This is a genomic window from Geobacillus sp. JS12 (assembly GCF_001592395.1).
Lineage (GTDB): Bacteria > Bacillota > Bacilli > Bacillales > Anoxybacillaceae > Geobacillus > Geobacillus zalihae.
The window spans coordinates 1,163,121-1,183,178 of the sequence record NZ_CP014749.1; the positions used below are offsets into that span (position 1 = coordinate 1,163,121).

Below are 20,058 nucleotides of genomic sequence, written 5' to 3' on the forward strand. Positions count from 1 at the left end.
CGATGTATACCTTGCTGTTGGTTGATGATGAAGAGCGGATGCTTGATTTATTGGAATTGTATTTAGCGCCGAACGGCTACCGCTGCGTGAAACGGCGTTCAGGGGCGGAAGCCATTGACTATTTGCGGCGCCATCACGCCGATTTGGTGCTGCTTGATGTCATGATGCCAGAACTCGACGGATGGGAAACGTGCCGCCGCATCCGTTCGTTTTCGAATGTGCCGATCATGATGGTCACCGCTCGCGATGAGACGGCGGATATTGTCCAAGGATTGAAAATCGGAGCGGACGATTATGTGACGAAACCGTTTGACGAGGCGGAACTGCTTGCTCGCATTGAAGCGGTGCTGCGCCGTACAGCCGGCGGTCGTTCCGCCATTCGCGCGGCCGGGCTTGTATGGGACGAAGAGGAACATACGGTCCGCTACGAAGATAAGCCGATTGCGTTGACGCCGAAAGAATTTGCCATTTTGGGGCTGCTGTTAAAGCACCCGAATCAGGTGTTCAGCCGCGGGCAAATCATCGCATCGCTATGGGGCTATCTCGCTGATACGGAAGAGAGGACCGTTGATTCCCACATGAAAAACATCCGCGAAAAATTGCGGAAAGCGGGGTTCCCAGCGGACGAATATTTGCAGACGGTCTGGGGCGTCGGCTACAAATGGGAAGGGCGCAAGTCATAACCATTTTCGGAAAGAGAGGCGTTTGGGCCAAATGGAAGAACGGATGATTGAGTTCTTTCAAGCATACGGCGGAACGGCGTACTTCTTGAGTCTAGATTGCAATGTGGCGATCAGCGTGCTCGGGGTCGTACCAAGCGCCTTTTTGACTGCCGCCAATTTGACCGTTTTCGGATTTTGGCCCGGTTTTTGGGTGTCGTTTGCCGGCGAGGCGCTCGGAGCGGTCGTCTCGTTTGTCTTGTATCGAAAAGGACTTCGCCGATGGAGCGAGACGACATGGCTTTCCCATCCCAAGGTGAAGCCGTTGCTTCATGCAAGTGGCAAGGAGGCGTTTGGGCTCATTTTCGCGCTTCGACTGTTGCCGTTTGTGCCATCAGGCGCGGTGACGTTTGTTGCCGCCATCGGCCGCACGTCTCTTCTCGTGTTTGCGGCGGCGAGTTCGCTTGGCAAGCTCCCAGCTTTATGGATGGAAGCGTATGCCGTCCATCAATTCCTCGAGGCCGCCTGGCCGGGTAAACTGATGCTCGCTGTTGCATCGATCGTTCTTTTGTGGTTCGTCTGGCGAAAGATAGGGCAAAAAGCAGCGGGGTGAAACAGCCCCGCCCAAAAGGGAGTTCAGCCTAGGCGCCATACGGCCTTTAGCGGCAAATGGCCGGACGCCGTCGGCATGATCGTCACGACTTGTGCGCCCGCCGCGATGGCGAGGAATGGAAACAAAAGCGGTTTCTCCACAAAATCTGCACAAATGTCCGGTATGCTAACAAGGCAAGGAGGGTGAAAACGATGAAAAACTTGAAAATGTTGTTAGGCACAACTTCAGTTATGGCAGCGCTCTTGTTATCGGCCTGCACCGGTGCCAACGACAACAAAGCGCCAAAGGAACATACAGCTTCTCACACCGGGCATGAAGGAATGAATCACTCGGGTTCCAAAGAGGTTCCGGCTGGATTGAAGGAGGCGAAACAACCAAAGTATCCGGTTGGAAGCCAAGTCATCATCCATGCCGACCATATGCCGGGAATGGATGGAGCCAAGGCGACTGTCACCGGTGCCTTTGACACGATCGTCTATACGGTCACATACACCCCAACTACAGGCGGGGACCCAGTGAAAAACCATAAATGGGTCATTCACGAAGAAATCGAAAACGCCGGAGACAAACCGTTCCAGCCGGGCGATGAAGTCGTCTTGAATGCCGATCACATGGAAGGGATGAAAGGGGCCAAAGCAGTCATTGATTCGGCGAAACAAACGACGGTGTATATGGTCGATTACATCGATACGGAAACTGGTCAAAAAGTGACCAACCACAAATGGGTGACCGAAGACGAGCTGTCGCCGGCCAACTAACGAATCATCATCGGTGTTTCCGCAAAACGCGCAGCCATTTCCCTTGGAGCATAGGGGAATGGCTTGTTTTTTTCGGCTCATTTGTGAAAATTGTGGTATAATTATACGAAAATCCCCTATTTTTTCAAAACGGGAGAAAGAAAGGGAGAAACGATGCGGAGATTTTGGTTGGGAGTTATGTGGTTTTCAGTGGTTTGGGTGCTTTACGGCATCGGAGCGGCAGGGCATCACTTATGGACGGAACACCGGATGGACGGACAGGCGCTGATTCTCGCGCTCGGCATGGCGATCATGGCCTGGCGGGCATGGGACGAATATCGTGGGAACGGTTGGACACGAAAAAAGGAAGACGGGCGCCGTCTATGATGAAAGGACGCCCGTCTCTAGCTGTCGCCCGGGCGAAAAGAGGCGGTTTGGTTACGCCGTTCGCCCGGGCGCTTTTGTTGCTTGATGCTGCTTTTCTTTGACAGTGGAATAGATGAATAAGAGAACCAAGACGGCCACGCAGAGAAGCGAACCGATTCGATGCTCTCTTTGAAGCAAAAAGCCAAGCCAAATCGCCCCGAGCGCCCCGACCGCCGCCATCGTTGTGTACGGAAACCCTTTCGTTCGGAAAAACGGCTTCGTTTTGTAGTGCGGCCGCAGCTTCAGCTGAGCGGCGCCGATCATCATCCAAACGATGAGCACGGTAAACCCAGGAATCGTCATCAATTCCCCGATGATCCGCCCGGGCGCCAAGTAGGCGCCGATCACGCCAGCGGCGATGCAGATGGCGACCATGCCCATCCCGTACAGCGGAACCCCGTGTTTCGTCGTCCGCTGCAAGCGGCGGCTTGCTTCTCCTTGTTCAGCCATGGTGTAAAGCAGTCGAGAAGTCGCATAGACGCCTGTATTGGCCGCCGATAAGACGGCAATGAGCAACACCGCGTTCATGACATGGGCCGCGCCGGGCAACCCGATCGCTTCCAACACTTGGACAAAGGGACTGTTCGTTTCCGAAACGGTGTTCCATGGCATAATGCCGCAAATGATGGCCATTGGCAAAAGATAAAAGCCGACAACCCGCCAGATTGTGGTGCGAATGACGCGCGGCAGCACCTGCTCGGCGTCTTTCATCTCCGTCACCGCCACCCCGATCAGCTCCGCTCCGCCATAGGAAAACATCACGATAAGCAAGGCGCTGAGCGTTCCGGCAAACCCGTGCGGAAACCATCCGCCGTCGCCGGCAGACGGAAACGAGCCGCTTATGCCGCTTGGATCACGCCAGCCCATACGCCCGCCCCGAGCACGATAAACACCACTAGCGCCGCCACTTTCAGGCCGGCCAGCCAAAATTCCGCTTCCCCGTAATACTTCACAGGGAAAAGATTCAACCCCATGATCAGACACGCGCATAGGAGGGCAAGCAGCCATAACGGCGCAGACGGAAACCAATAGCTCAGGAAACTTCCGGCAGCCAGCAGTTCGACAACAGTGACCAACGTCCAATTGATCCAATACAGCCAGCCGACGATCCATGACAGGCGAAAGCCAAACGCCCGGCGGATCAAATGTTGAACGTTCGAACCCGGATACGCGATCGCCATCTCGGCCAGTGCAGCCATAATCCAAAACAACAGCACGCCGCCGATCAAGTACGTGAGCACGACGCTTGGTCCGGCGATATGAATGGCCTCGGCGCTTCCTTTAAAAATGCCGGTGCCGATCATCCCTCCTAACGCGATCAGCTGAACGTGGCGGGGCAATAGTCCTTTTTGCAGCTGGGACGGGATTGTTCCATGTTGACAACAACCTTTCTGTTCTGATGTTGATTCATAGATGTGCTTTTTCGCTTTTATGCGGTTAAGCAAAAAAGATAGTTTCAGAATATAATAGTTTGGTCGTTCTGTCAACGATTGTCGAAAAAAGGCATCGCCAACATGGAAATGTTTCGTTATACTGGAAATAGAAATGATGTGCAAAAAGGAGATTAAGAGAATGCTTCCTCATAGAGGCAAACCCATTTCATCAAAAGCGGTCACCGTGTGGCGTCTCACGGGGGCGCTTGGGGCATTGGCTTCCGGTGTGGCGATCGGGGGAATCATATGGCTGCTCTCGCAGTTCCATGCTCCTCCTTGGCTATTGATAGTGTTGGCCGGCGTTTGGATGGTGCAAGCCATTGTATGGGTCGTCTGGCTCCCGCCGTTGCGCCAAAGACGTTGGCGCTATGACATTCGCGAAGAAGAGATTGACATTCAGCGAGGAGTCTGGTCCACGAGACGGACTTTGATCCCGATGGCTCGCGTTCAGTACGTCGATGTGCGACAAGGTCCGCTTCTCAAGCGGTACGGGTTGGCTTCCATCGCGGTGTTCACAGCGGCGGCTGCCCATGAAATTCCCGCTCTTCCGATGGAAGAAGCGGAGCAGCTTTGCCGCTTGATTGCCGAGTGGGCGAAGGTGGCGGATGACGATGACGCCTAGACGCCGCCTTCATCCTGTTGCGATTATGGCGGGAGTCGGAAAAGAGCTGAAAAATATGGTCGTTCCGCTCCTTGTGATCATGGTGGCTGGCAGCCGCAACCGCTTCTCTTGGAGGGATTTCATCGTGCCGCTGGCGGCTGTCGTATACACGGTGGTGATGGGTGTTCTTTCTTGGATCCGCTTTACGTACGCTTGGGATGAAGACCGCTTGCTCGTGGAAGAAGGCGTGTTTGTCCGCAAAAGACGTTCGATTCCGTTCGAGCGCATCCATGGGATTTCGGTGACAGAGGGCATATGGCAACGGATGGCGGGAGTGGTTCAAGTACATGTTGAGGCGGCGGGCGATGCCCTCGGTGAAGCAGAAGTGACGCTTCGGGCCATATCAAAGGAAGAAGCCCGCCGCCTGCAACGATGCGTGGAACAGGCGAAAAACAAGGCGGAAAACGCCGCCCATCCGGAACCATCCGCGAACCGCCCACATCCTGCTCTGTTTACCTTATCGATGAAAGAAGTATGGATGGCTTCGTTGACAAGCGGCGGCACGCTTGGCGTGGTTGCCGCGTTATGTGCGTTTTTGTCACAATTAGGCGACTTCATTCCATATGAGGCGCTCATCCGTGATCTTCAGTCGACATGGAACGGACATGGAGGATTGCTTATTGCCCTATTCATCTTGTCGCTTCTCTTGGCCGCTTATGGAGTAGCTATCGTACAAAACATGATCCGGTACGCTTCGTTTGTCGTGCGGAAACAAGAAGACACGATTGTCATTGCCCGCGGATGGCTGGAACGAAAAGCGGTGTCCGTCCCAGTTGCCCGCGTCCAAGGTGTCGTGATTCATGAGAATTGGCTGCGCCGTTTGTTTGGGTACGCCTCTGTGTCCTTGATTCATGCCGGTGGGAGGCTCGATGGCGGCGGAGCAGGGGATGTTGTTCTTTGTCCGTTTGTCGAAAAGAGGAGAGTTGCGTCGATCATTCAAGCTTGTTTGCCCGAGTACGATCTCGGCGTTCCTTTTTCTCCATTGCCCAAGCGCGCGAAGCGCCGCTACATGCTTCGTCCGCTTGTTTGGATCGTGATTCCCGCCATCTTGGCGGCATATATCGAACGTCCATGGGGGGCGGCTGTGTTGGTGGTGTTGCCGCTCGGGGCATGGATCGGCATCCGCCGCTTTCAAATCGCGGGATGGGCGCTTTCGTCGAAGCAGCTGGCGCTTCGAAGCGGATGGTTTCGGCAAACGACGACGTATGTCTTGAAACGTCACGTTCAATCACTTGAAACATCAGCGACGTGGTGGCAAAAGCGAAAACGGCTGGCGACCATTTCCATTGCCGTCATGCCGCTTGGCACCCGCGTCCGCGTCGTGGATGTGGATGAAGCAGATGCGGCTTCGGTCTACCGCTGGCTGCAAGGGAAAAGGAGGAAGCAAACATGATGAGAGCCTCTTTTCATGGGATCATCCTTGCGTTTGGGCTCATGTTGCCGCTGGGGTGCAAAACGTGTTCGACAGATGAAATCTGCGAACATTCCGTGATGCCGCAGTATTCTCGTTAAAGCTCTCTAAACCGACCCCGTGAGACATCAAAAGACTTTCTGCATGTAGGAGAATGGGCTGTTTTTCACGAACGAATGATCTGGTACAATGAAGAAGAAAATAGAGAAAAGAAAGGGAAAGGGCATGTCAACAGGGCGTGAATCCCGCGGACGGATCATTTTTCATATCGACTGCAACTCGTTTTTCGCCAGCTGCGAGATTGCCCGCGCTCCGTCGCTTCGGGGAAGGCCGGTCGTTGTGGCGGGGATCCAAAAGAGCGGAGGGGGATCGTGCTGGCGGCCAGTTATGCGGCGAAACAACAGTTTGGCATCTATACGACGATGCCGCTTACGGAAGCGAAGAAGCGCTGTCCGTCGCTCGTTGTGCGTCCGCCGGATTTTGCCTTTTATCGCGAGATGAGCCACCGCTTATTCCAATGGCTCAAGCGTTTCTCTCCTGTATTGGAGCGCGCCTCGATCGATGAAGGCTATTTGGACATGACGGGCTGGGCGTCAACCGCTCATCCGCTGGTTGTGGCCCGTCAGATCCAGCATGGGCTGTTGAGGCAGCTGTCCATTCCGGTGAGCATCGGAATCGCCCCGAATAAGTTTTTGGCCAAAATGGCAAGCGAGATGAAAAAGCCGCTCGGCATCACTGTGCTGCGCAAACGCGACGCTCCGCACGTCCTTTGGCCGCTTCCGGTTGAACAGATGCATGGTGTTGGTGACAAAACCGCCAAGAAACTGCAGGCTCTAGGCATGCGTACGATCGGCGATATCGCGAACGCCGACCGGGCGCTTCTTGAGCAGGCGTTTGGCGTCTATGGCCTGCGTCTTTACGAGCGGGCGAATGGCATCGACCCGCGCCCGGTTGATCCAGCAGCGGCGGAGAAATGGAAATCAGTCGGGAACTCAACGACGCTGCCGCGCGATGTAGACGACGAACAAGAACTACGGGCCGTTTTGCGCAAGCTGGCCGAATCTGTCAGCGCGCGGATGAAACAAAAGCGGGTTGTCTCGCGGACTGTCCAGTTGACGATCCGCTACCACGATTTTCATACAATCACCCGCAGCCAAACCGAGACGGCGCCGTTGCAAACGGCGGACGACCTCTTTTTGACGGCGGCGCGGCTGTTGAAAAAGCATTGGGACGGACGCCCAGTGCGGCTTCTTGGCGTTGCCGCACTTCATGTGTTTGACGAACGGGAAGAAGGAAAACAGCTCGATTTGTTTCATTATGAAGAGGAAGAGAAAATGGAAGAACTTTGGAAGACCATCGAACAGCTGCGGACCAAATTCGGCGATCGCGTCCTTCGAACAGGCGCTGAGCTGATGAGCAGTGTCCATTCCGTGCGGGAAAACAGTGATGTCTGAATCCAAAGCGAAGAGGCGGGAACACTCCCGCCTCTTCGCTATTGAGAGGTTTTCGTCTTTTTGAATAGAGACCATAATCCCCATTTTGACGGTTTCCCTTCCCCCATAAAAGAGTCTTCTCCATGAATGATGGCGTTATCTTGGATCAAAACGGAGGCGGAAGGAAGGAATGCCGTCGCTTCATAGGTTCCGGAATCTGATTGCTGCCCGTCGGCTGAAATGTCGGATGCCGATGTTGGATCTTGCATCACCGCCTCTTGGCCATCGGGAGAAACTAGAGATTCCTGATTCTCTTTGATTTCCATGTTTGGGTCTGTTTTTTTAGGTCGTTCATCCTCGTTTTTTAACGGGTCCGCCGCTTTATGGATGCTTTCTAAACTCACTTCATCTGCCTGTGTAAACAGCTGGTGTTCCTTTTTCTGTTCCAGCCTTGAAGCGTCTGAGCGTTTTTCTAGATTTGGAGCAGTATGATCGTTTTGAACGCTTATGTTCAATCGGTTGTCCTCATCCTCTGCAAGAGGTGATGAATGCTGGGATGGGTGGCGATGATGGGAAGATGGATTTTCCATTCGGACGCGTTTGATTGGGACCGATTTTTGTGAATATAGATGGGATGTGGGAAAGTTGAAGGCATGCGTTTCTTTGCGTTTCACAGGTGAGACGACAATAGGTTGGTTGGTTCCATCCATAAACTCCTGTAATTTCAAAAAACTGTTAGGGGATGGCGGCGCCTTTTCCGTTTGCATGTTTGTTGAAAAGGGTTTAGCTGATTGGATCGGTAATGTTGCTGGTTCTTTCGATTTCTCATCAGAGGATGCCGTTAACCGCTCCATGAGTTGGGACAGCATCTCCTTCCATTCCATTGTATCGTCATTTGGCGATTCCTTGGGTGGGTCATTCCGCGATCGGGTTAAATCGGCGATTTGGTTCGAGAGATGCTTGATTTCACTGGCAAGACTTGTGACCTTTTCCATCATCAACTCCAACTCCATTTGTTGGGTGAACATATGTTTTTGCAGCATCAATGAGTCTTTTTGTCTTTCTAAATCCATTTTTGACAGTTTTTCTTCTGTTTCTTGAATTTTCTTGGTTAAAACGTCTACATCTTTTTCCGGTTCGTGTACTTTGGTACTGTTGCGTAAAGCGTTTTGCAGTTTTGGAAACTCCTTTGCGATTTTCTCTATTTGTTCCTTCATCACCTTATAATCGTTTTCCATTCTCTCTGACCAAGATGTCCATGAGTCGATTGATTCGTTCATAAAAGAAAGAGTCCCGTCCTTTCGTAGTCGATTTTTTTCTTTTGTTTTTGTTCGTTCTTCATTCCATTCCATTTCCTTTTGTTGAAACGCCTTCAGTGTCGCTTCTAAAGACTGGATGTGTTTTTGATTGGCTTCCGCTTGTTCTTGCCAGTAGACGCATTCTGTTTTCCATTGCTCTGTCTCCTGCCGCAGCCATTCTTTTTCTTCCTCCATTGTTTTCAATGCTTCCGATAAGCGCTCGATCTCATTCTTTTGCTCGGACAGCAGCTCTTCATAATGGCGGCATTGTTCGATGAGTTCATCATGCTTCGCCTGGAGTTCATCCTTTTCCGTGTGAAGACGCTCCCATTCTTCTTGAGAGCCTAATGAAGCGAGCAGTGTTTTGTATTTGTCCAATTCTGATTTCAGATGGATGATTTTCTGCTGCAATTGGGTGGTTTTTTGCTCCTTGCTCATGTCCATCACCTTTTTCCGCATGTCATGGTAGCCATTATATGCAGATATCGAAAAATGGGTGTCCTGCTTGCTCATGCATGAACCATATCATTTTTGTTTTCAAAAATGAATAAAAATAGTTGTTTTTACTATAACTTGTATTTCTCCCCATCATACTATAGAGTAGCCTGACAAAAATTCATGAAAGAAAGGATTGGTTCTATGCCTATCAATTTAGAGCAATTTGCTCAACAATTTGATCCAGAGTGCATTCAAGTGTGCAAAGTCTATGACTGGACGACACACGTTGTACAGCTGGCGCAAGACATCACGTTTACATTCCCGGCTGGTTCTTTAGATGGAGTCACGGTTTCCCAAGTCAATTGTTCGATCACATTGTTGGAGTGTGCGGAAGACGCTCCTCGCCGGGATATTGAGTGCACGGTCGGCAATCAAATTGTGACGTTGCAAGCCGTCACCTTAAGCAAAACGATTCAAGTCGTGTTGGAGGTAACGGGAACGAACGCAACGGGCGCTCAAGTGACCGTCGTCAGCAACCCCGCCTTAATCACAACCAGCGAGGAAGTCATCCTTTGCGCTCCAGAAGGCACAACGGTGTGCTGCAACGCTGTACAAAACACCTTTAATAGTTGCCGGGTCGGGGCGTTTACGCAAAGCGGAAACAGCATTACGGCGAATATTTCGATCCGCATTTGCCAAAGCATTGTCGTGACCTTTGAAGTTATTTTGGAAGTCGCTGCACGGTTCTGCCAACCGCGCCCGGAAATCATCTGTGAAGAAGAATGCCCGGTGGATGTCTTTCCGCCGCAATGCCCCGCTGTATTTCCTGCAATGTAAAAAACACGTCTCTAGTTGCGGAAAAAAGAGGAGATGTTCTCCTCTTTTTTTCATACATATACATTTAAGAAATGGAAAAGTGACGTCATAAGAGGGGAAAGATGATGGATTCGATTCTCGAGTTGGAACAGAAAATACAATCGATTGAGAAAGAACTTCGCGCTGTTAAACAAGCCGTAACGGAAATGAGACAGTTGCCGAAACAAGTCTTATCAGATGAAATTTGTGTGATTTGCTACTTCACCTATTCCTTATTGCTTCCGAAGTCAGGCGGGCAAAAAGGGATCATTGCCGGGAACTTTGTGATCCGCAATATGGGATCTTCTCCTTTGGAGAACCCCTATATTTGCCTGCGGGTTTCCCCTAAGGAGCATATGGTGTTATCCGCCAAGTTAGGGATGATATTCAATACGATCGCCGCCTTAATCCACTAGTGATGGAATCTTGGCGATATATGAATCAGGAGGCGGAGAACAGGGTGGAGGAGAAGGGGAATTTTGGCTAAAGCCGGTTCATGTGTCACGCATCGAGCCAGGGCAAACTCTCTCTTTTTCTAATTTCCAATTTCAAGTTGGTATGCGTGAAGTCTCAACCACCTACAAAGTGGACGGATTTTTTTTCTGCCAACAGCTGCCCAATGGAGTGCGATCATTGAACCATATTGTTGTCCATGCTTAACAGCCTGAAGACATATGCGCCATAAAGCAAAAACAACCGGCTCAGAGGGCAATCGCCTTTCGCTGAGCCGGTTTTTCCGGGTTATACGTTGCGAACAACAAGAGCGTTCAGGGCGCGAGTTTCCGCTGTAATGCCGCTTAGCAAGGTGGATAAAATCCCACCGTTCGTTTCAATCACAATGCGATAGACATGCGTCCCTACGCCCGGTGCGTCGACCCATGTCAAGTTCGGGAAAAGCGTTGTATTGGCAGCGAGTGACAGTACGGGGAGAAGGGATTCAACATCAAGCGATGCAATCGGGACAAAAACTCCTCCGTTTGTCGACCGTTCCAGCCGATACGTGATCCCTGTTAACGTAACGCCGGATAGAAGGGCTAAAACAGCCAGTTCCAACTCAACCATCGAATCGAGCTTGACGCGGTCGCCGCTGAGGGTCGTAATCGGCTGCAAACGAAGCACTTCCGTGACGGCAGTTCCGATCAGAGGAATGGTAATGGGCAAATCCGTTGAAGACTGCGTAAAAAACAATTGGGGAAACAATCCACCATTGCATACACAAGCCATTCGTCTATCATCCTTTCATAAATTTTTAGATTTGATACTACTGTATTAAATGATGATGCTAAAAAAATCGATTCTGACGAATAACTATTTTTTTAAAAATGAGAGAGAAACCTATAATCAAGGGTCATTGCTTTCATCTAGAAAATTTGAGCAAAAATATTGTTTCTCCTTTACAAATAAATATTAATTTATTATAATTCTAATGTACTAATCATTATCAATTATAGAAAGGGAAGAACGAATGGGGAACCAACAAAATGCTTCCAAATGTCCATATCATGGCAGCGTCACAAGCTACAACTCAAACCGAACAACCAATAAAGACTGGTGGCCGAACCAACTGAACTTAAACATTCTCCATCAACACGACCGAAAAACGAATCCTCATGATGAAGAGTTCAACTATGCTGAGGAGTTTCAAAAACTCGACTATTGGGCGCTCAAAGAAGATTTGCGCAAACTGATGACAGAAAGCCAAGACTGGTGGCCGGCCGATTATGGCCATTACGGGCCGCTGTTCATCCGCATGGCGTGGCATTCGGCGGGAACGTACCGCATCGGCGACGGCCGCGGCGGTGCTTCGACCGGCACGCAGCGTTTTGCGCCGTTAAACAGCTGGCCGGATAACGCCAACTTGGATAAAGCGCGGCGGCTATTGTGGCCGATCAAGAAAAAGTATGGAAACAAAATTTCTTGGGCTGACTTGATGATCCTTGCCGGCAATGTCGCCATCGAATCCATGGGAGGAAAAACGATCGGATTCGGCGGCGGCCGAGAAGACGTATGGCATCCGGAAGAAGACATTTATTGGGGCGCGGAAAAAGAATGGCTCTCTTCAGAACGTTACAGCGGGGATCGCGAACTTGAAAATCCGCTCGCCGCGGTGCAAATGGGGCTCATTTACGTCAACCCGGAAGGCCCTGACGGCAAGCCGGATCCGAAAGCGGCGGCGCGCGACATTCGCGAGACGTTCCGCCGCATGGGGATGAACGACGAAGAAACTGTCGCCTTGATCGCCGGCGGCCACACGTTCGGCAAAGCGCACGGCGCAGGCCCTGCCTCGCACGTCGGCCCCGAACCGGAAGCCGCCCCGATTGAAGCGCAAGGATTGGGATGGATCAGCTCATACGGAAAAGGGAAAGGCCGCGACACGATCACAAGCGGCATCGAAGGCGCGTGGACGCCGACACCGACGAAGTGGGATATGTCGTATTTCGATATGCTGTTTGGCTATGACTGGTGGCTGACGAAAAGCCCATCTGGGGCATGGCAATGGATGGCAGTTGACCCGAAAGAAGAGCATCTCGCACCGGATGTCGAAGACCCATCGAAAAAAGTTCCGACGATGATGATGACAACCGACCTGGCGCTTCGCTTTGATCCGGAATTCGAAAAAATCGCCCGCCGCTTCCATGAAAACCCGGATGAATTCGCGGATGCGTTCGCCCGCGCTTGGTTCAAACTGACGCATCGCGATATGGGGCCGAAAACGAGATACTTAGGTCCGGAAGTGCCGGAAGAAGATTTCATCTGGCAGGACCCGATTCCAACGGTCGACTATGAATTGACCGATGCCGAAATCGAAGAAATCAAAGCGAAAATTTTGAACTCGGGTCTGACCGTCAGCGAACTCGTCAAAACCGCTTGGGCGGCAGCCAGCACGTTCCGCAACTCCGATAAACGAGGCGGAGCCAACGGCGCCCGCATCCGCCTTGCGCCGCAAAAAGATTGGGAAGTGAACGAACCAGAGCGGCTCGCCAAATTGCTTTCGGTGTATGAGGACATCCAGCGCGAGCTGCCGAAGAAAGTCAGCATCGCCGATCTCATCGTTCTTGGCGGCAGCGCGGCGGTGGAAAAAGCGGCACGTGACGCTGGCTTTGATGTCAAAGTGCCGTTTATTCCAGGACGGGGCGATGCGACGCAAGAGCAAACCGATGTCCAGAGCTTTGCGGTGCTCGAACCGTTCGCCGATGGCTTCCGCAACTATCAAAAGAAAGAGTACAGCGTCGGTCCCGAAGAATTGCTCATCGACAAAGCGCAGCTTCTAGGGTTGACCGCACCTGAGATGACCGTGCTCATCGGCGGTCTGCGGGTATTGGGCGCGAACTATCGCGATCTCCCGCACGGGGTTTTCACTGATCGCGTCGGGGTGCTGACGAACGACTTCTTTGTCAACTTAGTCGACATGAACTATGAATGGGTGCCGACAGACAGCGGCATTTATGAAATCCGCGACCGGAAAACGGGCGAAGTGCGGTGGACGGCCACCCGGGTTGACCTCATTTTCGGAGCCAACTCGATCCTTCGTTCGTACGCCGAATTTTACGCCCAAGACGACAACCGCGAAAAATTCGTCCGCGACTTTATCAATGCTTGGGTGAAAGTGATGAACGCCGACCGCTTTGACATTCATTTGAAACAAGCCAAAGAGTCGGTCGCAGTTTAACCAGCAAAAAAAGCAGCTTGTCCGTTTAAGGGGCAAGCTGCTTTTTTATATTCATATCCAGGGATTCTTTCTTAGACTTGTTGTGGATCAAAAGGGAAAGATTCGTTGAAAGGAAACTAGAGCGCTCAATTACCTGTTTTTATGCTTATGTGTCAGAGATTTGCAGAGAGAAAAGAGCCTTCGGAGAATCTTTGAGAATAGTATGTATTTTATTGACAAATTATGTGTTTTTCAGTATGATTGCGGCAGAATTAAATCAAGATCAAATAGCATAGGGAAAGGGACAGGACAAACGTTCACGTCAAAATAAAAAGACAGCTCAGCCCTGCCCAACGGTGGCGGGGAAAACAACACCTTCTTTTTATGATTGTAAGGTATAAACGTGTTTTAGTCAACACAAAATGAATTTATGTATGGAAAGTATAGCTTTAAAAATTGGTGTTTGGGGAAACATGATATGGTTCTCTAATATGCTGGTACTCATTTATCTTTTGTCGTTAGTATCAAAAGTAAGGCGGTGATAATACGTGACAATCGCTGAAATTCACGGAAAGCTTCCAGAATATGAAGGGATGGAGGATTTGCTGACATCGGATGTGTTTTCTACTTTCAAATACTTACCATTAGAGCTCGCTTTCATTCCTTTTCTCCAACGTGCTGTGAATTTTCGCACAGGTGAAACGATCAACTATTCATTTGATGATGTCATAAAGGCAGAATATATCTTTTGGCCTAAAACCTCCTATTTTAAGCGGGAACCGGATTTACTTATTTTATTAACTCGGCAGAAGCAACCTCCAATTTCTATCGTCGTGGAGGCTAAATATCGAAGCGGAAAAAGTAATATCAATCGGGAACAAGATTTACAAGAATTACAAATACTTGATGGAGACCAACTGGCAGAACAATACTATGAATTGGTTAAAAATCATTTTAACATTGATTATCCATACAAAAAACTGTTAATGGAGTCAAAAGATCGATTTTTATTGTTTGTCACTGCACATGATGCGCTGCCGAAAAATGTAACGAATGAAACAGAAAAAATCCTCGGTAAATTAGGGTTATGTGATGAAGACACGATGCACTTTTACTGGGTAAATTGGCAAGCTGCATGGAATGTTGCTGATGAAGCGTTGAATAAAGAAACTAACATTCCTTTAGGCTTCAAATTAATGTTAGAGGATTTGAAAGTTTTATTAGAACGAAAGGGGCTTCGTCCTTTTAGGGGCTTCAGTCACCCAAAACTAAGCGTGCTTTTCAAAGACTTTTATTTTTGGGGAGAGGAAAAAATGAGTGTGGGAAAAGAAATTAAACATATATATGATGCAATGCTTAAAATATGTACTGAAGCGAGCCACTTCATTTCTGTTGTCAATGATCTGTTTATCAAATATGGTTGGAATCCTGTCGGGGAAATGGTGTAATGTGGGACCGTTCCACGCATTATGCTCAACCTCGCTTCTGGTTGCCATACTTTCAGCAACGTGTTTTTACAACTGAGCAAGAGCCTACAAAAGGAGTAGGAATCAACATTATCTTTGACGAAGCTTCTGGAGAGTTAACAAACACGATTCCTTTTGTTTCCTGCTGTTACATCAAAACAGAAAATAGTATCCCGTTAAATAAGTGCGATGAAATTTACTATGCAGGTTGGACTAAAACATCAGAAGTACTCAATGAAAAATATAGCAATCTCTATAAGGCGGTCCATCCAAATCGTATGACGATCATTAATTATTTTTTGCCGCTCGATGTGTTATCTAATCAGCAAGCAGTTGAAGGCTATATTATAAAACCTTTAATAGAAATATATAATGGGAACATAGCTAAAGCATATGAATTCATTGAGTCAGTTTGTCTTACAAGAGAAGAATTAAGTTCTTAATTAAACAGAAGTTTCACAGTGTAAATCAGGAACGTACGTATACGGAATAATTGTTTTTCAAGGAGTGGGATATATGCTTGATAAAATAAAGGGTGGGCTGTTTGGATTAGCGATTGGAGATGCACTTGGAGCTATAACTGAATTCATGAGTACAGCAGAGATTCAAAAGAAGTATGGAGAAGTTACAGATATAATTGGTGGCGGTTGGTTAAACTTATCACCCGGAGAAGTCACCGATGATACAGCAATGACCATTGCCGTTGCTAAAGGAATTATTAAGAACAAGGAAAATCCACTTCCCGAGATAGGCGAAGAATTTTTAAAGTGGTATGAAACGGATCCACCTGATGTGGGCACGATCATTCGAACCGTGTTGTCGCTATATGATGGGAACTGGTTTGATGCTGCATATCGAGCTTGCAGAAAACTCAATGGTAAATGCGCCGGTAATGGGTCACTAATGCATTGCTTGCCGATTGCTCTCGCCTATACGGATAAAAAACGGATGGAAGAAATAACATATCTTCATTCAAAAATGACGCATTACGACGATCAAGCGGCAGAAGCATGTCAAATCTATAATCGAATTGCTTTAAGGGTATTAAATGGAGAAGAATTGCAAGCTTCGATTGAAAAGGAAATAACCAACACTATATATCAGTCTATCTATCCTGAAAATTAATATTTTCATCCTTCTGATGCTGACGTAACTATGCGGCATGGTTGTCTCTTATGGAAGAACGAATGAACTTCCATCATCTGTAGTGCCGCGAAATGCAGCATGGGTGGCTATGATTCAAAAAGTTATTATCAACAAAAAGGTGGGGGTAATAGTGTTAGACAAGAAAAAAGTAGGAAATATATTAGGTGTCACGTCTTTGTTTCCTGTAATCATAAGTATCATTATTTTCTATGTTGAAAGAGGTCCAGATGCTGATGTTTATTTCGTGATCACAATTTATGGCATCTTATCAATTATTGGTATTTTATTCGCTGTGTTCTCGTGGTTGATGACGAAACGTTTCTTTCTGTCAATTATCAGCTTGATAGGAAATGGAGCGGTTTTGGCCATTGCTTTTCTTTTGCTATTGGCAATGGGGATTAGTGAACCATAAAAAAATATTCTTATTCAAAGATTCTGCCCGTAGTTGCAATCTTTCTTTTTCTCCTGTAAATACACAAAAGTAGGTGGCATATAAAAATGGAAATGAGTAAGTTTATACTTCTTGGCGATATATTGATTATGAAAGTAAAGATTGATGGCGTTGATTATACATTTAGCATTAGGTGGAAAGCACCGAAGAAACCTTATGATGAAACTTGGGAACTTGTATCATATGCGAAAAATTCGACTGGTGAAAAAGATTTAAGTGAAGAACAAATTAAGAAGTTTATGGATACAGTTAATCCTAAAATGAATTGGAATATAGCAGATTTTCAAAAATAAACTTCTTGAACTAACGGGTGTAATGAAAAATGCTCATCTACAGTGAAATGGTTGTAGTTTTGAAAGGGTTTATTTTACACGAAGGAAAAGTATTAATTGTACAACGCGCTAATGATGACGAAGTGGGCGGCGGAACGTGGGAGTTAGTCGGAGGGCAAATACACTTTGGAGAAGATTTAGAAGCGGCGCTGTTGCGAGAAATCCAAGAAGAAGTTGGATTGGATGTGACGGTGGAGCGGATTTTATATGCGACGACGTTTCAAACGCACGCAACGCGGCAAGTCGTCATTCTTACATACTTATGCAAAAGCGATCATCATGAAGTTGTTCTTTCGGAAGAGCATATCGATTATTGCTGGTCGACTAAAGAGAGAGTGCGTGAACTGCTGCCTCCGGCCATTCTTCACGACTTTGAAAGAAATGACGTGTTTTCGTTGGAAGAATGGGTATAGAGTAGAGATGGAAGATAGCTAAATGAGTTCAGTTCATGCCGAGTAAGATCCGCGGACCGCGCTATCCAAACAAGTTTTATCGGGTCACAATCTCAACTTCCAACACACAAACCATATCTACCAATTGCTTAATAAAATATTAATCGGGAGCTGATTCAGATGAGGGCATCACAGGAATTTATAAAGAAATTAGAAGAATTGTATCAAATCTATGAGAATGAGGTAAAAGAAAAATGGAAAGAAGGTCTGTTAGCTGATGACACGGCAAAAACATATCTGTGTCATTCGAGAAACTTTGTAAAATGGTGCCGAAATGAATTTGTTCCAGGTGGAAGAAACGAAAAGAAATAGTTACAGTCACCATTGAAGTTGAAAAAGATTTCATTGTATCTGATGATGAACAATTTGATGAATATGTAAAATGGGAAGCTTCAGTTAATACAAGCTAGTATCTGCATATATCTCTATAAAATTTAGGTGAATCGTAATCTGATGTTAGATAACGAATATACGTTTCTGTAATATCGTTGAGCTGTACAGAGTAACCATGTTGAATTTAAGAAGTTCTCCAAACCGCGGAAAGGACTCATTATCGGGATTAAACTTGAGCAACTGTTATCCAGCCTGATTTTGCCTGCTGCCTGGCTGAGCTACCGAATCGAACCCTAGGAAACAGATCGGGAGAAAGAGTGGCAAGCCATTCTGGAGCATAAGGAATAAAGCGGCGTGATGAGACAGTACTTGCACTTTACTGTCTCTTTTTTTGTTTTGCGATTTATTTCCATTCATTAATTAAAGTGAGGAAGGGATTATTACGAATATTTTAATTTATATAGACAATAAGAACATTTGTTCTTATAATATATTTTAAATAAATATGGAAGGGGTTTTAAAGATGACAAGAAAAAATATAAAACGAACGTTGGAGGTAGACGAAATTATAAAACTTTATCTTGAAGGTGCTAGTACTACTGAAATTGCAAAGCTTTCTAATGTGTCTCCGAGATATATAAGAATGATTTTGTCTGATCATAATATTGAAAAAAGGCCGTTTGGTAGTTGGAAGCGTAAGTATAAGTTAAATGAAGATTATTTCAAGACTTGGTCTAAAAATATGGCTTATATCTTAGGTTTTTTTATAGCGGACGGTTTTGTCTCCAATGATTTTCAGACGATCGGATTCGCGCAAAAAGAAAAATATATTTTAGAACAAATCAGAGACGAATTAGGGTCTAATCAACCACTTTATCAAAATAAGCAAACTGGTGTTTATATGTTATATCTCAATAGCAAAGTTATGAAAAACGATCTAATGGAGATACATGGTATCACACCAAATAAATCATTGGATATAAAATTTCCGTATGTTCCAGAAGTGTATTTAAATCATTTTATAAGAGGCTATTTTGACGGTGATGGAAATATTTATTCTCGTGGCTATTTAGTCAGTTTTGTTGGCGGTTCTCTCGATTTCATGACGGTATTAGAACATCATCTAAAAGCGCGAGGATTTGACGTGTACTTAACCAAAAAAGAAAAACATATTCGTTTATATATGAGCGGCAGAAAAAACATTAAGGAATTTTACGACTGGATTTATCACGATAAAGGATTATACTTAAAACGCAAATTTGAAGCGTTCCCAGATAAAAATATGGATGCAGAAACATTGCAAAATGCGAAATTAAAAAGAACAAAACAAGCTGTTGCAGCAAGAAAAAAAGCTTTTATCGATGAATATCGAAAAAGTTATTGCGTTCATCAAGCATGTGAAACAGTTGGAATTACATTAGGAACTTATTTTAGATGGTTGAAACAAGACAAACAATTTAGCGAAGAATTTTATCAAATAAAGAAAGAGTAGTGGTAATCAAAAGCCACTCATATATTTTTTAAATTTTAGTAGACATAATATAAATTATAGGAAGTTATATTCGGTTTTGTCTCAATAAAAAGTAATCTTTTGATAGTGAGACGAAAAGCAAAGAAACAACGACATCCGTCATGAATGAGCGCTTTTGCAGCATACGCATGCAGCGGACATATTTGGCTGCTAAGCTCCTCGCCACCTGGAAATCCGTTATAGGTATAAAGGAGTGCGCGATGATGAGATGCGGGCTCGTCCATATTTGTTGTGTCATACCAAAAAAATCAAGAGTCGTCGCCGATTTGGTTTTTGCGCCGTTCCTAGCTTGTGCCCGAGCAGTATGTGTTTCACCGCAATCATTTTCCGCATCCGTCTCGCCTTCCTGATCGTTTGACAGTGGCTGGGCTTGTCCCTTTCTCCTGCCGAGTTGAAAGGCGTGCGGATGCAAATAAAATAAAAACGTGCAGTGTTCCCGAGTGGTTCATGAAACACTGCACGTTACCCGCTGCGTGTCGATTGTCGCAGGAAAGGCATGCTCCCATCCTTTCTTTTTAACTTTCAACGTTATGCAATGTCGGTGTGGCGATAGCGGACGCCTTTATACCGAACGCGAACCGGCATGCCTTTCTCTTGTTTGTACCTGATGAGCATCCGTCGAGCTTTTGAAAAGGCTTCCATCATCCCAGATGCCGGAATCGCCTCATCCCAGACAGACGTTCTTCCTTGGTCTGTGTAAAAGGAAAAGACGTACTGTTTCACCCTCTTCACCT

At 47.1% G+C, this 20,058-nt stretch carries 21 protein-coding genes and 2 pseudogenes; 19 read left to right on the forward strand and 4 right to left on the reverse strand.

Translation table 11 applies throughout. From position 1 onward, the window contains the following. Positions 1-2 precede the first annotated feature (2 nt). From A0V43_RS05740 to A0V43_RS05755, 4 genes are all read left to right on the forward strand, one after another. Positions 3-683: a response regulator transcription factor gene (locus A0V43_RS05740; RefSeq protein WP_011231185.1), complete on the forward strand. Its 681-nt coding sequence runs from the start codon at positions 3-5 to the stop codon at positions 681-683. 31 nt (positions 684-714) lie between these two features. Beyond that, a complete protein-coding gene (locus A0V43_RS05745; RefSeq protein ID WP_063193817.1) occupies positions 715-1,272 on the forward strand; it encodes a TVP38/TMEM64 family protein in 558 nt (185 codons plus the stop codon). 191 nt (positions 1,273-1,463) lie between these two features. Continuing rightward, complete coding sequence (locus A0V43_RS05750; RefSeq protein WP_063192605.1) at positions 1,464-2,030, forward strand: YdhK family protein; 567 nt, start codon at positions 1,464-1,466, stop codon at positions 2,028-2,030. 177 nt (positions 2,031-2,207) lie between these two features. Continuing rightward, positions 2,208-2,396, forward strand: coding sequence for a hypothetical protein (locus tag A0V43_RS05755; RefSeq protein WP_236930948.1), 189 nt, complete (start codon positions 2,208-2,210; stop codon positions 2,394-2,396). A 51-nt stretch (positions 2,397-2,447) separates the two neighbouring features. Here A0V43_RS05755 and A0V43_RS05760 read toward each other — a convergent pair. Beyond that, positions 2,448-3,810 (reverse strand): annotated as a pseudogene (locus tag A0V43_RS05760) (amino acid permease). A gap of 197 nt (positions 3,811-4,007) precedes the next feature. Between A0V43_RS05760 and A0V43_RS05765 the strand changes: the two are divergent. The 4 genes and pseudogenes from A0V43_RS05765 to A0V43_RS05775 all read left to right on the forward strand — a co-directional run bounded on the left by A0V43_RS05765 (position 4,008) and on the right by A0V43_RS05775 (position 7,394). Continuing rightward, entirely contained in the window at positions 4,008-4,490 is a 483-nt protein-coding gene (locus tag A0V43_RS05765; protein WP_063192606.1) for a PH domain-containing protein, read from the forward strand. Next, complete coding sequence (locus tag A0V43_RS05770; protein WP_063192607.1) at positions 4,480-5,922, forward strand: PH domain-containing protein; 1,443 nt, start codon at positions 4,480-4,482, stop codon at positions 5,920-5,922. Before A0V43_RS05765 ends, A0V43_RS05770 begins: the two co-directional genes overlap by 11 nt. Before the next feature lie 243 nt (positions 5,923-6,165). Beyond that, positions 6,166-6,276 (forward strand): annotated as a pseudogene (locus A0V43_RS20885) (hypothetical protein); the annotation flags it as partial. Next, complete coding sequence (locus tag A0V43_RS05775) at positions 6,234-7,394, forward strand: DNA polymerase IV (RefSeq protein ID WP_236931019.1); 1,161 nt, start codon at positions 6,234-6,236, stop codon at positions 7,392-7,394. The pseudogene A0V43_RS20885 and the gene A0V43_RS05775, both read left to right, overlap by 43 nt. 38 nt (positions 7,395-7,432) lie before the next feature. On the opposite strand, the gene A0V43_RS05780 is transcribed toward A0V43_RS05775, so the two are convergent. Then, a complete protein-coding gene (locus A0V43_RS05780) occupies positions 7,433-9,109 on the reverse strand; it encodes a coiled-coil domain-containing protein (protein WP_063192608.1) in 1,677 nt (558 codons plus the stop codon). A 201-nt stretch (positions 9,110-9,310) separates the two neighbouring features. Here A0V43_RS05780 and A0V43_RS05785 point away from each other — a divergent pair, with 201 nt between their 5' ends. Beyond that, positions 9,311-9,946: a BMQ_0737 family morphogenetic spore coat protein gene (locus A0V43_RS05785; RefSeq protein ID WP_063192609.1), complete on the forward strand. Its 636-nt coding sequence runs from the start codon at positions 9,311-9,313 to the stop codon at positions 9,944-9,946. Positions 9,947-10,047: 101 nt separating this feature from the next. Further along, a complete protein-coding gene (locus A0V43_RS20295) occupies positions 10,048-10,380 on the forward strand; it encodes a hypothetical protein (protein WP_236930949.1) in 333 nt (110 codons plus the stop codon). Between the two features lie 325 nt (positions 10,381-10,705). On the opposite strand, the gene A0V43_RS05795 is transcribed toward A0V43_RS20295, so the two are convergent. Further along, complete coding sequence (locus A0V43_RS05795; RefSeq protein ID WP_063192610.1) at positions 10,706-11,188, reverse strand: hypothetical protein; 483 nt, start codon at positions 11,186-11,188, stop codon at positions 10,706-10,708. Between the two features lie 241 nt (positions 11,189-11,429). Between A0V43_RS05795 and katG the strand changes: the two genes are divergently transcribed. The 9 genes from katG to A0V43_RS05840 all read left to right on the forward strand — a co-directional run bounded on the left by katG (position 11,430) and on the right by A0V43_RS05840 (position 19,285). Then, positions 11,430-13,634, forward strand: coding sequence for a catalase/peroxidase HPI (gene katG / locus A0V43_RS05800; RefSeq protein WP_063192611.1), 2,205 nt, complete (start codon positions 11,430-11,432; stop codon positions 13,632-13,634). 527 nt (positions 13,635-14,161) lie between these two features. Next, positions 14,162-15,061 carry a hypothetical protein gene (locus A0V43_RS05805; protein WP_063192612.1) on the forward strand — a complete coding sequence of 300 codons (900 nt, stop codon included), beginning with the start codon at positions 14,162-14,164 and terminating at the stop codon, positions 15,059-15,061. Continuing rightward, a complete protein-coding gene (locus A0V43_RS05810) occupies positions 15,061-15,522 on the forward strand; it encodes a hypothetical protein (protein ID WP_063192613.1) in 462 nt (153 codons plus the stop codon). The genes A0V43_RS05805 and A0V43_RS05810 overlap by 1 nt, the downstream gene beginning before the upstream one ends. A 73-nt stretch (positions 15,523-15,595) precedes the next feature. After that, positions 15,596-16,204: an ADP-ribosylglycohydrolase family protein gene (locus A0V43_RS05815; RefSeq protein WP_063192614.1), complete on the forward strand. Its 609-nt coding sequence runs from the start codon at positions 15,596-15,598 to the stop codon at positions 16,202-16,204. Between the two features lie 151 nt (positions 16,205-16,355). Continuing rightward, entirely contained in the window at positions 16,356-16,637 is a 282-nt protein-coding gene (locus A0V43_RS05820) for a hypothetical protein (protein ID WP_063193818.1), read from the forward strand. An 86-nt stretch (positions 16,638-16,723) separates the two neighbouring features. Continuing rightward, complete coding sequence (locus A0V43_RS05825) at positions 16,724-16,969, forward strand: hypothetical protein (protein ID WP_020755374.1); 246 nt, start codon at positions 16,724-16,726, stop codon at positions 16,967-16,969. 29 nt (positions 16,970-16,998) lie between these two features. Beyond that, a complete protein-coding gene (locus A0V43_RS05830; RefSeq protein ID WP_020755373.1) occupies positions 16,999-17,421 on the forward strand; it encodes an NUDIX hydrolase in 423 nt (140 codons plus the stop codon). A 159-nt stretch (positions 17,422-17,580) separates the two neighbouring features. Beyond that, positions 17,581-17,772: a hypothetical protein gene (locus A0V43_RS05835; protein ID WP_020755372.1), complete on the forward strand. Its 192-nt coding sequence runs from the start codon at positions 17,581-17,583 to the stop codon at positions 17,770-17,772. 544 nt (positions 17,773-18,316) lie between these two features. Then, positions 18,317-19,285, forward strand: a complete 969-nt coding sequence (locus A0V43_RS05840; RefSeq protein WP_063192615.1) for a helix-turn-helix domain-containing protein — start codon at positions 18,317-18,319, stop codon at positions 19,283-19,285. A gap of 567 nt (positions 19,286-19,852) precedes the next feature. On the opposite strand, the gene A0V43_RS05845 is transcribed toward A0V43_RS05840, so the two are convergent. Next, a complete protein-coding gene (locus tag A0V43_RS05845) occupies positions 19,853-20,047 on the reverse strand; it encodes a hypothetical protein (RefSeq protein WP_063192616.1) in 195 nt (64 codons plus the stop codon). Positions 20,048-20,058: the final 11 nt, after the last annotated feature.

Coding starts and splice junctions, on each gene's coding strand:
- A0V43_RS05740 (WP_011231185.1), top strand. CDS start 3: ATGTATACCTTGCTGTTGGTTGATGATGAAGAGCGGATGCTTGATTTA.
- A0V43_RS05745 (WP_063193817.1), top strand. CDS start 715: ATGGAAGAACGGATGATTGAGTTCTTTCAAGCATACGGCGGAACGGCG.
- A0V43_RS05750 (WP_063192605.1), top strand. CDS start 1,464: ATGAAAAACTTGAAAATGTTGTTAGGCACAACTTCAGTTATGGCAGCG.
- A0V43_RS05755 (WP_236930948.1), top strand. CDS start 2,208: ATGTGGTTTTCAGTGGTTTGGGTGCTTTACGGCATCGGAGCGGCAGGG.
- A0V43_RS05765 (WP_063192606.1), top strand. CDS start 4,008: ATGCTTCCTCATAGAGGCAAACCCATTTCATCAAAAGCGGTCACCGTG.
- A0V43_RS05770 (WP_063192607.1), top strand. CDS start 4,480: ATGACGCCTAGACGCCGCCTTCATCCTGTTGCGATTATGGCGGGAGTC.
- A0V43_RS05780 (WP_063192608.1), bottom strand. CDS start 9,109: ATGAGCAAGGAGCAAAAAACCACCCAATTGCAGCAGAAAATCATCCAT.
- A0V43_RS05785 (WP_063192609.1), top strand. CDS start 9,311: ATGCCTATCAATTTAGAGCAATTTGCTCAACAATTTGATCCAGAGTGC.
- A0V43_RS20295 (WP_236930949.1), top strand. CDS start 10,048: ATGATGGATTCGATTCTCGAGTTGGAACAGAAAATACAATCGATTGAG.
- A0V43_RS05795 (WP_063192610.1), bottom strand. CDS start 11,188: ATGGCTTGTGTATGCAATGGTGGATTGTTTCCCCAATTGTTTTTTACG.
- katG (WP_063192611.1), top strand. CDS start 11,430: ATGGGGAACCAACAAAATGCTTCCAAATGTCCATATCATGGCAGCGTC.
- A0V43_RS05810 (WP_063192613.1), top strand. CDS start 15,061: ATGTGGGACCGTTCCACGCATTATGCTCAACCTCGCTTCTGGTTGCCA.
- A0V43_RS05815 (WP_063192614.1), top strand. CDS start 15,596: ATGCTTGATAAAATAAAGGGTGGGCTGTTTGGATTAGCGATTGGAGAT.
- A0V43_RS05825 (WP_020755374.1), top strand. CDS start 16,724: ATGGAAATGAGTAAGTTTATACTTCTTGGCGATATATTGATTATGAAA.
- A0V43_RS05830 (WP_020755373.1), top strand. CDS start 16,999: ATGCTCATCTACAGTGAAATGGTTGTAGTTTTGAAAGGGTTTATTTTA.
- A0V43_RS05835 (WP_020755372.1), top strand. CDS start 17,581: ATGAGGGCATCACAGGAATTTATAAAGAAATTAGAAGAATTGTATCAA.
- A0V43_RS05840 (WP_063192615.1), top strand. CDS start 18,317: ATGACAAGAAAAAATATAAAACGAACGTTGGAGGTAGACGAAATTATA.